10 protein-coding genes and 2 tRNA genes are annotated in these 13,034 nt (G+C 65.3%); 3 read left to right on the top strand and 9 right to left on the bottom strand.

All coding sequences use genetic code 11. The annotated features are described in order from the left end of the window. Positions 1-74 precede the first annotated feature (74 nt). Complete coding sequence (gene pgi, locus WS70_RS08120) at positions 75-1,697, top strand: glucose-6-phosphate isomerase (RefSeq protein WP_059471255.1); 1,623 nt, start codon at positions 75-77, stop codon at positions 1,695-1,697. A gap of 270 nt (positions 1,698-1,967) precedes the next feature. On the opposite strand, the gene WS70_RS08115 is transcribed toward pgi, so the two are convergent. Beyond that, the gene (locus WS70_RS08115) at positions 1,968-2,684 is read right to left on the bottom strand and encodes an ABC transporter ATP-binding protein (protein ID WP_059471254.1); all 717 of its coding nucleotides are present in this window, start codon (positions 2,682-2,684) and stop codon (positions 1,968-1,970) included. On the opposite strand from WS70_RS08115, the gene WS70_RS08110 reads away from it, so the two are divergent. Next, positions 2,683-3,357: an arylesterase gene (locus WS70_RS08110; RefSeq protein WP_059471253.1), complete on the top strand. Its 675-nt coding sequence runs from the start codon at positions 2,683-2,685 to the stop codon at positions 3,355-3,357. The genes WS70_RS08115 and WS70_RS08110 overlap by 2 nt on opposite strands. Before the next feature lie 261 nt (positions 3,358-3,618). Here the strand turns inward: WS70_RS08110 and WS70_RS08100 are convergent, their stop codons facing one another. From WS70_RS08100 to WS70_RS08085, 4 genes are all read right to left on the bottom strand, one after another. Next, positions 3,619-5,553 carry a SurA N-terminal domain-containing protein gene (locus WS70_RS08100; RefSeq protein ID WP_059597099.1) on the bottom strand — a complete coding sequence of 645 codons (1,935 nt, stop codon included), beginning with the start codon at positions 5,551-5,553 and terminating at the stop codon, positions 3,619-3,621. Positions 5,554-5,639: 86 nt separating this feature from the next. Then, positions 5,640-5,716 (bottom strand) — tRNA-Asp (locus tag WS70_RS08095). A 298-nt stretch (positions 5,717-6,014) separates the two neighbouring features. Further along, positions 6,015-6,464 carry a carboxymuconolactone decarboxylase family protein gene (locus WS70_RS08090; RefSeq protein WP_226382820.1) on the bottom strand — a complete coding sequence of 150 codons (450 nt, stop codon included), beginning with the start codon at positions 6,462-6,464 and terminating at the stop codon, positions 6,015-6,017. 327 nt (positions 6,465-6,791) lie between these two features. Then, positions 6,792-7,286, bottom strand: coding sequence for a BCAM0308 family protein (locus tag WS70_RS08085; protein ID WP_059471251.1), 495 nt, complete (start codon positions 7,284-7,286; stop codon positions 6,792-6,794). A 407-nt stretch (positions 7,287-7,693) separates the two neighbouring features. Here WS70_RS08085 and WS70_RS08080 point away from each other — a divergent pair, with 407 nt between their 5' ends. Beyond that, on the top strand, positions 7,694-8,023 hold the full coding sequence (locus WS70_RS08080; RefSeq protein WP_059471250.1) for an HPF/RaiA family ribosome-associated protein: 330 nt from the start codon (positions 7,694-7,696) through the stop codon (positions 8,021-8,023). Positions 8,024-8,379: 356 nt separating this feature from the next. Here the strand turns inward: WS70_RS08080 and WS70_RS08070 are convergent. From WS70_RS08070 to clpX, 4 genes are all read right to left on the bottom strand, one after another. Further along, positions 8,380-8,455, bottom strand: a tRNA-Val gene (locus WS70_RS08070). A gap of 56 nt (positions 8,456-8,511) precedes the next feature. After that, positions 8,512-8,784, bottom strand: coding sequence for an HU family DNA-binding protein (locus WS70_RS08065; protein WP_059471297.1), 273 nt, complete (start codon positions 8,782-8,784; stop codon positions 8,512-8,514). Positions 8,785-9,008: 224 nt separating this feature from the next. Further along, positions 9,009-11,429 (bottom strand): endopeptidase La, encoded by a 2,421-nt coding sequence (lon, locus tag WS70_RS08060; protein WP_059471249.1) that lies wholly within the window; start codon positions 11,427-11,429, stop codon positions 9,009-9,011. Between the two features lie 195 nt (positions 11,430-11,624). Beyond that, the gene (clpX, locus tag WS70_RS08055; RefSeq protein ID WP_059471248.1) at positions 11,625-12,896 is read right to left on the bottom strand and encodes an ATP-dependent Clp protease ATP-binding subunit ClpX; all 1,272 of its coding nucleotides are present in this window, start codon (positions 12,894-12,896) and stop codon (positions 11,625-11,627) included. Positions 12,897-13,034 lie beyond the last annotated feature (138 nt).

Here is a 13,034-nt window from a genome sequence, read left to right as displayed (position 1 = left end):
CGTCCGCCCGCATGCCGCGCGCCGGCATGCGGGCGCGGCCTTCCCCGATTCGTGCTGTTTCGCTCCTGATCGCCATGACGCTGAATTCGCTCCCCGTTTGGCCCGCGCTGCAAGCGCACTACGAAGAGATCCGCGACGCGCATCTGCGCGACTGGTTCGCCCTCGCCAACGATCCCGCCCCCACGCGCGCCGAGCGCTTCACGTTCGAAGGCGGCGGCCTCGCCGCCGACTTCTCGAAGAACCGCATCACCGACGCGACGCTGCGTCTTCTCGTCCAGCTCGCGCGCGAAGCGGGCGTCGAAGCGCGCCGCGACGCGATGTTCGCGGGCGAGATCGTGAATCCGACCGAGGGCCGCGCCGCGCTGCACACCGCGCTGCGCGCGAATTCGCCCGACGCGCCGTTCCACGCGCAGGTCGCGGCCGAGCGCGCGAAGATGGCGCGTTTCGCCGACGCGGTGCGCAGCGGCGCGTGGACGGGCTACACCGGCAAGCGGATCCGCCATGTCGTGAACATCGGCATCGGCGGCTCGGACCTCGGGCCGAAGATGGTCGTCCATGCGCTGCATCACGTCGCGACGCCCGACATCTCGACGCACTTCGTGTCGAACGTCGACGGCGCCGATCTCGCGCGCGTGCTCGAGCAGATCGATCCGGAAGAGACGCTCGCGATCATCGTGTCGAAGACCTTCACGACGCTCGAGACGATGACGAACGCGCGCTCGCTGCGCGACTGGTTCGTCGCGAAGGGCTGCCCGGAGAACGCGCTCGCGAAGCACTTCGTCGGCGTGTCGGCGAATCCCGCCGAGGTCGTCAAGTTCGGCATCGCCGAGACGAACGTGTTCGAGATGTGGGACTGGGTCGGCGGCCGCTATTCGCTGTGGTCGGCGGTCGGCCTGTCGATCATGATCGCGATCGGGCCGGAGCGCTTCGACGAGCTGCTCGCCGGCGCGCACGACATGGACGAGCACTTCCGCATCGCGCCGCTCGAACGCAACCTGCCGGTGCTGCAGGGCCTCGTCGGCATCTGGTATCGCCATTTCTTCGGCGCGCAGAGCTACCTCGTCGCGCCGTACTCGGAAGCGCTGCATTACCTGCCGTCGTATCTGCAGCAGCTCGAGATGGAGAGCAACGGCAAGTCTGCGCAAATCGACGGCGCGTTCGTCGACTACCCGACGTCCGCCGTCACCTGGGGCGAGCCCGGCACGAACGGGCAGCACGCATTCTTCCAGATGCTGCACCAGGGCCCGACGCTCGTGCCGATCGACTTCATCGCCGTGCTCACGCCCGAGCATCCGTTCGCGAGCCATCATCCGAAGCTGCTCGCGAACTGCTTCGCGCAGAGCGAGGCGCTGATGCTCGGCCGCACGCTCGACGAAGCGCGCAAGATCGCCGGCCCGGACAAGCCCGAGCTCGCGCCGCACCAGACGTTCCCGGGCAACCGGCCGACGACGACGCTGCTCGTCGACGCGCTCACGCCGCGCACGCTCGGCGCGCTAATCGCGCTGTACGAGCACAAGGTGCTCGTACAGGCGGCCGTATGGAACATCAATCCGTTCGATCAGTGGGGCGTCGAGCTCGGCAAGATCCTCGGCAAGGTCGTCGAGGCCGATCTTACGGCCGCGCAAGCCGATCCGGCGAAGCACGATTCGTCGACGTCGACGCTGATCGCGCGCGCGCGAAAGGCGCTGGGTCGATAGGCAAGACGCGCGGCGACGGGCGCTGCGGCCGCGATGCGCCGTCGTCGTGCCGCTCGGTGCGCGCGATGCATCGATTCCGAGCGGCCCGGCTGCCGGTCTTAGGGTCTTGCGGTTTCACAGCATCGGCTTCTCTGCGCCGCGCAAGCCGAACGCCGTCCCACAGCACAGGCGCCCGCAGCATCGCCGAATCGGTCCGCGACGGGCAAGTTCGCCGACCGCCGGCCGATGACCGCCCGACGCACCGGCGTCAAGCCTGCGCTGCTCCCCGCGTCAGCTCGCCTCGTGCCGCACGTGATCCGCGCCGTGCAAATGCCCCGCTTCGAGCACGACCGTCGTGCCGCAGCGGCGCGCGAGTTCGGGATCGTGCGTGACGAGCACGAGCGTCGCTCCGTGCGTGCGATTCAGCTCGAACATCAGATCGATGACCGCATGGCCCGTCGCCGCGTCGAGACTGCCCGTCGGCTCGTCGGCGAACAGCAGCGCCGGACGCGTGACGAATGCGCGCGCGAGCGCGACGCGCTGCTGCTCGCCGCCCGACAAGAGCTTCGGATAGTGGCCGGTGCGCGCGCCGAGCCCCACTTCCTCGAGCAACGCGCGCGCGCGCTTCGCGGTCTCGCGCGCGCCGACACCGCCCTGCAGCTCGAGCGGCAGCATCACGTTCTCGAGCGCGGTCAGATGCGGCATCAGTTGAAACGACTGGAACACGAAGCCGACCGTGCCGTTGCGCAGCGCCGCGCGTGCGTCCTCGTCGAGCTGGCCGAGATCCTGGCCGAACAGGCGAACCGTGCCCTCGGTCGCGCTGTCCAAGCCGGCGAGCAGGCCGAGCAGCGTCGATTTGCCCGATCCGGACGCCCCGACGATCGCGACGCTGCTACCCGCACGGACCGTCAGGTCGATGCCGTCGAGAATCGTCAGTTCGCCGACGGCATCGGTGACACGCTTGCACACATTCCGTACTTCGATGATCGGATCGGTAATCTTGAGCATGAAACGCACTTTTCGCTGGAAGGTCGGCGCAACGCTCGCCGTGATCGCGACGTTCGGCGGCCCGGCATCCGCCGCAACGAATGCCGCGCCGTTGACGGACGCTCACGGCGGCAAGCCGGTGATCGTGGTGCTCGGCGACAGCCTGTCGGCCGAGTACGGCCTGCCGCGCGACACGGGCTGGGTTGCGCTGATGCGCACACGCCTCGCGGCCGAGCGGATCGATTATAGCGTCGCAAACGCAAGCATCTCCGGCGACACGACGAGCGGCGGCCGCGCGCGGCTGCCTGCGGTGCTCGCGCGGCTCAAGCCCGCCGTCGTCGTCGTCGAGCTCGGCGCGAACGACGCGCTGCGCGGCGTGCCGCTCACCGCGACCGAAAGCAATCTGCGCGAGATCGTCGCACAGGCGCGGCAGGCGCGCGCGCAGGTACTGCTCGTCGGCATGTACGTGCCGCCGAACTACGGGCCCGACTACACGCAGAAATTCCACGGCGTCTACACGGCGCTCTCGAAGGAGATGCGCGTGCCGCTCGTGCCGTTCCTGCTCGCCGGCATCGAGAACAAGCCCGACATGTTCCAGGCCGACCAGATCCATCCGACACAGGCCGCACAGCGCCGGTTGCTCGACAACGTATGGCCGGCGCTCAAGCCGCTGTTGCGCGCGTCGTCGCATTGATACGCTGATGCGCGGAGACGCCGAGCGCCGAGCGCCGACACGCCGGCCGATACGACACGCCGACACGCCGATGCGGCTTCGCATCGCGCCGCCGCCCTCGCCCGCTGCTCTGGCCATAGCGCCCGACATCGCTCGACGAATCGAGCCCCGAACGCCCGCTGAGCCGCCCGAGACTGTCGAGTTCGCAGAAATGAAACAGCCCCGCGCGATGGCGGGGCTGTTTCCTCATCGAACCGGCGCGCTCGCGCACACCGTTCGTCGTCAGTTCGAGCCGTCCTTCGCGATGTCGGCGGCCGAGCCGTAGAGCTTGACCTTCGAGCGCGCGCGCAGCGACGCGAGATACGCCTCCGTCTCGCTTTGCGCGTACACCTGCGCGAGCTGCTGCTGAGCGGCTCCGAGGCGCTGATCGTCGACGGGCGCCGCGGCCGCGACCGAATTCACGCGGAAGATCGCATAGCCGTCGCTGCCGAGATCGACACCGACGTACGCAGGCAGCGTCTTCGGATCGACCTTGTAGATCGCGCTCACCGCCGCGGGCGGCAGCCCGTGCGCTTGCGTGCGCGAGATCTTGTCGGCCGCGGCGAAGCCCGCCGTCGACTTCGACTTGCGCAACTCCGCGAGCTTCGCTTCGCCGTCCTGCTTCGCGAGGCGCGCCGCCTCTTCGGCGACCACCTTCGCGCGCACCAGATCCTTGATCGCGTCGAGCGCGGGCACGACCGACGGCTGGTGATTCGTCACGTGCGCGGCAATCAGCGTGTTGTTGCCGACGTCGATCGCCTGCGTGTTGTTGCCGTTCTTCACCGAATCGACGGCGAACACGGCCGCGAGGAACTTCGCGTTGTTGAGCGGGCTGTCGGGCGGCAGCGCCGGGTTCGGCTGCGGCGACACCGTCGCGGTCTGGACCGTCAGCTTGTACTTGTCGGCGGCCGGCTGCAAACTCTTCGCCTTCTCGTACACGGTCGACGAGAAGCCTTCCGCGTTGTCGGCGAACGCCTTCGCCGCGAACTGCTGCTTCAGGTCGGCGGCGATCGAATCCTTCACCTCCGCGAGCGGCTTCACGACGGCCGGCTTCACGTCGGTCGCCTTCAGGATGTGGAAGCCGAAGTCGCCTTGCACGACGCCGCTGATTTCATCCTTCTTCAGCGCGAACGCGGCGTCGTCGAACGCAGTGCCGCCCGCGGTCGAGCCGCGCGTGATGAAGCCGAGGTCGCCGCCCTTCGCGGCCGACGGCGCATCCTGCGAGTTCTTCTCGGCGATCTGTGCGAACTGGTCCGGATGCGCCCTCACTTCAGCGAGCAACTGCTCAGCCTTCGCCTTCGCGGCCGCCTTGTCGGCCGCGCTCGCGTCCTTCGCCGCGGCGATGAAGATGTGGCTCACGCGCACCTGCGCGTCGGTGCGGTAGTGCGCGATGTTGTCGTCGTAGTACTTCTTGATGTCGACGTCGCTCGGCTGCGCCGCCGCGGCGGCCGTCGCCTGCGAGTAGACGAGGTACTGGATCGTCGCCGTCTCGCGCGTCGCGAACGCTTGCTTGTGCGCGTCGTAATAGGCGGAGATCTGCGCGTCGGTCGGCTGCACCTTCGCCGCGTAATCGGCCGACTTCAGCACCATCGGCTGCACCTCACGCTGCTGCTCGGCGAGTTCGGTCAGGCGGCGCGCGACGCTCTTCGGCGTGAACGCGCTCGACACGATGCTCGTCGGAATCTGCTGCAGCGCGAGGCTGTAGCGCACGCGCTCCTGGTATTGATCGGGCGTCATGCCTTGCATCGCGAGCATCTGCGTGTAGCGCTCGGCATCGAATGAACCGTCCGGCTTCTTCAGCGACGAGATCACAGGATCGCCGAGGAGCGTCTGGCGCACCGCGCCGTCCGATGCGGTCAGGTGCAGGCGCTGCGTCTCGTCGGCGAGCGCGCGCTGCTGGATCAGTCCGTCGAGCAGTTGCTGACGGCGCTCCGGCGTGTCGAACGCCTTCATGTCGAACTGCGCGCCGAGCGCCTGGCGCGCCTGGTCGATCTGCTGGCGCAGCATGCCGTCGAACTCGGCACGCGTGATCTTGTGTCCGTTGACGGCCGCGACGTTCGCGCTTTCGTCGAAGAACCCACGGAAACCCTGAATGCCGACGATCCCAAGCCCCGGCAGCACGATCAGGAGCAGGAAGAACATCATCAGGCGCTGGTGATTGCGAAAGAAATCGAGCATGCGTGACGGCGTGAGCTGGACAAAACGCCCGATATTACAACAGCGGGCAAGAAAAAAGGCGAACCGGAGTTCGCCTTTCGGGATGATGGCGGAGCGGACGGGACTCGAACCCGCGACCCCCGGCGTGACAGGCCGGTATTCTAACCGACTGAACTACCGCTCCTTGGTCTTGCTTGCATGCGGGGAATGGCACCGAACCGCATGCCGAGGCGCCCGGCTCGCTCGAACCCTGGGCGGGCAAGGCGCGCACTCGGCGCACTCGGCCGGACCCAGCAGCTACCGCGACAGCGCGACAATCTGCAATGGTATCCGAAGCTGTCGTTCGGGCGCAACGGCAATTTATTTGTTTGCCGCTTGCGATTCGGGGCACGATCTACGACGGACCACGCCTCACGAATTGCCAATCGCCACTCACGGCCCCCGCCTTCCGTCGACGATGTGAAACGCGCGAGTTGCCGGCCTCATCGGCAACGGCAACCGGCATGAAAGCCAAAGCGCGAATCGCACCGTGTCGCACCGCCAACCGACCGCCGCCGCACGCCGACAATCGCCCGGCCGAGACGAGCGCGAAAAATCGCGCCGCCCGGGCGGGATCGTCGACGGTCGCCGTGCCGGCCAGCACCGCATCGAGCGGCACCGATGACGCGGCCCCGGAGAACTGCTCGAACGCCTCGTCCGTGGTACGCGTAGACGACGGCAGGCCCGCCGCCCATCATCACCACGACGCCGGCGGCGTCGAGAATCTCGCGATCGGACGCGCCCGCATGTAACGCTTCGTGCACGTAGTAGCCAATACAGTCGTCGATATAGTCGTCGCATTGCGCCGCGATCGCGATCAGCTGCTTGTCGCGTTCGTCGATCGCGCTACCCGCGAGCGCCGGCCGATGCATTCGGAAGAATCCGTCGAGCACGGGTCCGAGCGGACTATTCGCCGGCCTGCCCAGCATCACCTGAAATTCAGGTGATATTGCTCGGGATTGATTTTCCTCATCTTCGGTCTCGTGGCGGCCTGTCTACGACAGCCGGAGCATGGTCCCGGCCAGCCCGCCGCGCGTCGAGCGCCACGGCACGGCCGAGGAACCACAATCGAGGCACGGCGCTCCATGCGAAGCGCGTTCACGCGGCGTCGCCAGCATGACGAAAATGCGTTCGCCACGAAACGACTGTGTGCGGGCGGCCGGTCCGCCGAATGATGCGCGTCAACGCAGCTCGACGTCCTGCGCATTCGCGCGCGGCGCTCATCGACGCCAATACGCGCGAACGAGCTGTTCGTCGAGGCTGTATTTCAGGTCGAGCGAGCCCTGATATGCGGACTTGAGCGCCGAGCCGAGATTGCGCGCCAGATGGACGTCGGTGGTGGTCACGACCGTCGCGCCGTCGTCGGTGTCGATCGACATGATCCTCTGCATCGGGTGCCCCTCGCGCGTACGCTCCTCGTGATGGCGCAGCAACTGGAGCAGCTCGGACAGATGCTCGTTGGCGAATGGTCCGTCGATATGGAGATAGCCGGCCGGCAGACGCTCGGCGGTACGCTGACAGGCGCCGCATTGATGCTCGTGCGCGTCGTCGGGACGCGCGAGCCACTGCCAGCGCCCGGCGCTGAAGACCGCGCCACAGGTCGGGCACACCGTCGGCTCGCGCAGTTTGCGACGCATCGCATAAGGATCTTGCGCGAGCCCGGGATAAACCTCTTCGTGACTGCCTGCCTTGAAAGGCCGCGTGCGATGGTTCATGGAGACGCTCCTTGCATGACACCGAACGAATGCAACGACAACCTCAGCCTATGGCAGGTGTCCGCGCCGACGTTGACCTGAGTCAACGAAGCCATGCCGCGCATCGGGCGCTCGCGCACCGAGCGCTGCGGTGTGCGACGCTCGCGTTCATACCATGCGCGTCGCACCTTTCCCGCTCACGCAAGATGCGCCGCCGCATCACGGCGCACGCGCGCCGTGAATGCACCTCGCGCCCGTCCGAACGCAATCGCCCAGCGTTGATCGACGTCAAGCCGCAATTCGGGCCACGGCGAACAATGAACGCGTCGCCGCCCGCAAGGATCCGAGCCGCGCGAATCCGCTTCGCGCATCGTCCGTGGTCGACGACGCATACGCACGACCAACTTCGTTTTTCACCGAGTACAACAATGAAATTACCGCTCGAAATCTCGATTCAAGGCATGCCTCGCTCCGACACGCTCGAAGAGGCCGTCGCCCGCCACGCCGCCAAGCTCGAACGCTATTGCGCCGACATCATCCGCTGCCGGGTCAGCGTGATCCTCGACGACAAGCACAAGCACCGGGGCAAGCCGTTCGACGTGCACATCGACGTGACGATCCCGGGGCGCGAGCTCGTGTCCAATCGCGAATCCGACGAGGACGTGTACGTCGCGTTGCGCGACGCGTTCAAGAATGCCGAGCGGATGCTCGACGACGCGGTGAACAAGCGCCAGGATCGGACGAAGCAGTCCGTGTGATGTGGTGCGGCATCGCCGCCGGCCTCGCGCGCCACGAGCCGCGCCGCGGCGGGCCGTGAGTGCGCGGCGCCCGCCCGCACATGCGAGCCGACGACGCTGCACCCATGGCACGGCACCCATGGCATCTTGAGGCCAGCCGAACGACGCCAAACGATCGCAGCGTGGCGCCGCAATACGCGCCCCGGCGTCGTCATCGCTGTAATTCGGCGACTGGCCGGGAGCGGCGCCTTCAAGCGAGCCGCGTTTCTCCAACGGCGCCGCAAAACAAAAAACCCGCAAAGGCAATCGCCATGCGGGTTTCAGTCATTGCTGCAGTCTTCTTCGGGTTGCGTCGAACGCGTGTCGCGAAACGGAACTGGTGGGTGCTGAGAGGCTCGAACTCCCGACCTACGCCTTGTAAGGGCGCCGCTCTACCAACTGAGCTAAGCACCCGCTCCGGATTCACACCGTTCTAGACCGGGGCATCGCCCCTTCAAATAACAAGCCCATCAGTTTAGCGCATCCTTTAGTGCTTTGCCAGCCCTAAATTTAGGCATGTTCGCCGCGCGGATCTCGATCGCCTCGCCAGTACGCGGGTCGCGGCCGACGCGCGCAGCGCGCTTGCCGACCTCGAACGTGCCGAAGCCGACGAGCGTCACCGCGCCGCCCTGCTGCAGCGCGCTCGTGACGCCGCTGAGCAGCGCGTCGAGGGCACGCGCCGCCGCCGACTTCGACAGGTCCGCCTGCCTTGCGATATGTTCGATCAATTCGGTCTTGTTCATCCACGCTCCGTAGCCGGTCGGGTTGTTCGTCGCTCGGCGCGCAAGCAGGAAAAAAGCGCCGCGCGCCGCTCCCATCCATTAGAGGAAACCGAAACGAAAACGTCAAGACGCGTCCGCCGCTAGCAGACTCGCTCGCGAGCGCAACCTGCCGTCGCGTACAAAAACAATGCCCACGGCCTCGCGGCCGTGGGCTTGTCAGCGAAGCGCGAACTACCTGCGCGCACTCAGTGCTTGACGACCTCAGTCGAGCCGGCATCCTTCGCGGGTTCCGCGACGGGCGCCGCCGCCTTCGCCTCTTCCTCGGGCAGCGCGCTCGGCAGACGTTCGAGCGCGAGTTCGAGCACCTTGTCGATCCAACGGACCGGCACGATTTCGATCGCGTTCTTCACGTTGTCCGGAATGTCCGCGAGATCCTTCACGTTCTCTTCCGGAATCAGCACGAGCTTGATACCGCCGCGGTGCGCTGCGAGCAGCTTCTCCTTCAGACCGCCGATCGGCAGCACCTCCCCGCGCAGCGTGATCTCGCCCGTCATCGCAACGTCGGCGCGCACCGGAATGCCCGTCAGCACCGACACGAGCGCCGTCGTCATCGCGATGCCGGCGGACGGACCGTCCTTCGGCGTCGCGCCTTCCGGCACGTGAATGTGGATGTCCTGCTTTTCGAACGCCTCGTCCTTGACGCCGAGCCGTCGCGAGCGCGAGCGCACGACCGAGCGCGCGGCCTCGACCGACTCCTTCATCACGTCGCCGAGCGAGCCCGTACGAATCACGTTGCCCTTGCCGGGCATCACGGCCGCCTCGATCGTCAGCAGATCGCCGCCCACTTCGGTCCATGCGAGACCCGTGACCTGGCCAACCTGGTTCTCCTTCGCGGCAAGACCGAAATCGTACTTGCGCACGCCGAGGAACGTGTCAAGGTTCTCGCCGTCGACCTTGATCGCGCCCGTCGCCTTCTTCAGCAGCAGCATCTTCACGACCTTGCGGCAGATCTTCGAGATTTCGCGCTCGAGCGACCGCACACCGGCTTCCCGCGTGTAGTAGCGGATGATGTCGCGAATCGCCTGCTCGGCGACATCGATCTCGCCCTCCTTCAGGCCGTTGTTCTTCTTCTGCTTCGGCAGCAGGTAGCGCTGCGCGATGCTGACCTTTTCGTCCTCCGTGTAGCCCGACAAACGGATCACTTCCATCCGGTCGAGGAGCGGCGGCGGAATGTTCAGCGAGTTCGACGTCGCGACGAACATCACGTCCGACAGATCGAAATCGACCTCGACGTAGTGGTCGGCGAACGTGTGGTTCTGCTCCGGATCGAGCACTTCGAGCAGCGCCGACGACGGATCGCCGCGGAAATCCATCCCCATCTTGTCGACTTCGTCGAGCAGGAAGAGCGGATTGCGCACGCCGACCTTCGACAGGCTCTGCAGGATCTTGCCCGGCATCGAGCCGATGTAGGTCCGACGGTGACCGCGGATCTCGGCCTCGTCGCGCACGCCGCCCAACGCCATGCGGACAAACTTGCGGTTCGTCGCGCGCGCGATCGACTGGCCAAGCGAGGTCTTGCCGACGCCCGGAGGCCCGACGAGGCACAGGATCGGTGCCTTCACCTTGTCGACGCGTTGCTGCACCGCGAGGTACTCGAGGATCCGTTCCTTGACCTTCTCGAGGCCGTAGTGATCCTCGTCGAGGACCTTCTCGGCGTTGGCCAAGTCGTTGTTGACCTTGCTCTTCTTGCGCCACGGCAGCGCGATCAGCGTATCGATGTAGTTGCGCACGACGGTCGCTTCCGCCGACATCGGGGACATCAGCTTCAGCTTCTTGAGCTCGGCATCGGCCTTCTTCTTCGCTTCCTTTGGCATGCGCGCGGCGTTGATGCGCTTCTCGAGTTCCTCGAGATCGGCGCCTTCCTCGCCTTCGCCCAGTTCCTTCTGGATCGCCTTGACCTGTTCGTTCAGGTAGTACTCGCGCTGGCTCTTCTCCATCTGGCGCTTCACGCGCCCGCGGATGCGCTTTTCGACCTGCAGGATGTCGATCTCCGCCTCGAGCTGGGCGAGCAGGTGCTCGAGCCGCTCGATGACCGGGAACATCTCGAGGATGTGCTGCTTCTGGTCGAGTTTGAGCGGCAGGTGCGCCGCGATCGTGTCTGCGAGCCGGCCTGCCTCGTCGATACCCGACAGCGACGTCAGAATTTCAGGCGGGATCTTCTTGTTCAGCTTCACGTACTGATCGAACTGCGACACGATCGCGCGGCGCAGCGCTTCCGTCTCGGCGCTGTCGGCGTGGTCCGGTTCGAGCGGCATCACTTCGCACGAGAACTGCGTCTCCTGCTCTTCGATCGAGAGCGCCTGCGCGCGCTGCAACCCTTCGACCAACACCTTCACGGTGCCGTCGGGCAGCTTCAGCATCTGCAGGATGTTCGCGATGCAGCCGACGTCGTACATGTCTTTGTCGGTCGGCTCATCCTTTGCGGCGGTCTTCTGAGCAACAAGCATGATGTGCTTGCCGCCTTCCATTGCCACCTCGAGAGCCTTGATCGACTTCGGCCGGCCCACGAAGAGCGGGATCACCATGTGCGGGAAAACGACGACGTCCCGCAGCGGCAGCAGCGGGAGCGTAGTGCGTTCCGGCGGGAGAAGTTGGGTGCCTGACATTTCATTTCCCCATGAGTGGAATCAATTATTCGGTAAGTAAGGCCGGCACAGCGGATTGCAAGCCTTCAGCGCGTGGGAAATATTCAGTAAAAAAGTTACCGTGCGGTTCGAGTCAGAGTTACCCACAAGATAAACGAAAAAAAGCCGTTCACGATTCCATGAACGGCTTTTTTGCTCACGAAACTTCAAAGCCGATCAATTCGAACCCGCCACTTTCGGCGTGTCCTCATAAATGAGTAACGGTTTGCCGTCCCCTTCGATGACATTGTCGTCGATGATCACCTTGCCGACCCCTTTGAGGGTCGGTAGTTCGTACATCACGTCGAGGAGCGCCTGCTCGATGATCGAACGCAGCCCACGCGCGCCCGTCTTGCGACGGATCGCCTTACGGGCGACCGCCTGCAGCGCGTCCGGGCGAATTTCGAGTTCGACCCGCTCCATCGCGAACAGCTTCTGATACTGCTTGACGAGCGCGTTCTTCGGCTCGACGAGGATCTTCATCAGCGCGGCTTCGTCGAGCTTGCCGAGCGTCGCGACCACGGGCAGACGGCCGATCAGCTCGGGGATCAACCCGAATTTGATCAGGTCTTCCGGCTCAACCTCGCGCAGCACTTCGCCCGCGTCCCGCTCCTGCTTGCTCTTCACGGTCGCGCCGAAGCCGATGCCGGTCTTCTCGGTGCGGTCGGTGATCACCTTCTCGAGGCCGTCGAACGCGCCGCCGCAGATGAACAGGATGTTCGTCGTGTCGACCTGGATGAAATCCTGGTTCGGGTGCTTGCGGCCGCCCTGCGGCGGCACCGACGCCATCGTGCCCTCGACGAGCTTCAGGAGCGCCTGCTGGACGCCCTCGCCCGACACGTCACGGGTGATCGACGGGTTGTCCGACTTGCGGCTGATCTTGTCGATCTCGTCGATGTAGACGATCCCGCGCTGCGCCTTCTCGACCTCGTAGTTGCAGTTTTGCAGCAGCTTCTGAATGATGTTCTCGACGTCCTCGCCGACGTAGCCGGCTTCCGTCAGCGTGGTCGCGTCGGCGATCACGAACGGCACGTTCAGAAGGCGCGCGAGCGTCTGCGCGAGGAGCGTCTTGCCGGAGCCCGTCGGGCCGATCAACAGGATGTTGCTCTTCGACAGTTCGACGTCGTCCTTCTTGTCGAGATGCTTCAAGCGCTTGTAGTGGTTGTAGACGGCGACGGCGAGGATCTTCTTCGCGCGTTCCTGCCCGATCACGTATTGATCGAGGATGTCGCGAATCTCCTGCGGGCTCGGCAGGTCGGATTTGGACAGGCTGGCTTCGACGCCCACCGCGGCCGCTTCGTCGCGAATGATCTCGTTGCACAAATCGATGCATTCATCGCAGATGAACACCGACGGCCCCGCGATGAGTTTTTTCACCTCATGCTGGCTTTTGCCGCAAAACGAGCAATACAACAGCTTCTCGCTGTTCGAACCTTTTTTGTCCGCCATGAATTAGAGCCTCCGGACACGTGAGTTACATGATACGCCGTTTGTCCCCGATACCATGACCTGGTAAATACTCGGGAGACGGCGGCGATGTTCTTTTGCCGCAGATGCTCGGGGCGTGTGGCGGGTGCCGCGCCTATT

This window comes from Burkholderia mayonis (assembly GCF_001523745.2).
Taxonomy (GTDB): domain Bacteria; phylum Pseudomonadota; class Gammaproteobacteria; order Burkholderiales; family Burkholderiaceae; genus Burkholderia; species Burkholderia mayonis.
This window is presented reverse-complemented; position numbering and strand designations above follow the sequence as displayed.

Bases quoted from the DNA above. Each gene is read 5' to 3' on its own strand.
- pgi (WP_059471255.1), top strand. From the start codon at position 75: ATGACGCTGAATTCGCTCCCCGTTTGGCCCGCGCTGCAAGCGCACTAC.
- WS70_RS08110 (WP_059471253.1), top strand. From the start codon at position 2,683: ATGAAACGCACTTTTCGCTGGAAGGTCGGCGCAACGCTCGCCGTGATC.
- WS70_RS08115 (WP_059471254.1), bottom strand. From the start codon at position 2,684: ATGCTCAAGATTACCGATCCGATCATCGAAGTACGGAATGTGTGCAAG.
- WS70_RS08100 (WP_059597099.1), bottom strand. From the start codon at position 5,553: ATGCTCGATTTCTTTCGCAATCACCAGCGCCTGATGATGTTCTTCCTG.
- WS70_RS08085 (WP_059471251.1), bottom strand. From the start codon at position 7,286: ATGAACCATCGCACGCGGCCTTTCAAGGCAGGCAGTCACGAAGAGGTT.
- WS70_RS08080 (WP_059471250.1), top strand. From the start codon at position 7,694: ATGAAATTACCGCTCGAAATCTCGATTCAAGGCATGCCTCGCTCCGAC.
- WS70_RS08065 (WP_059471297.1), bottom strand. From the start codon at position 8,784: ATGAACAAGACCGAATTGATCGAACATATCGCAAGGCAGGCGGACCTG.
- lon (WP_059471249.1), bottom strand. From the start codon at position 11,429: ATGTCAGGCACCCAACTTCTCCCGCCGGAACGCACTACGCTCCCGCTG.
- clpX (WP_059471248.1), bottom strand. From the start codon at position 12,896: ATGGCGGACAAAAAAGGTTCGAACAGCGAGAAGCTGTTGTATTGCTCG.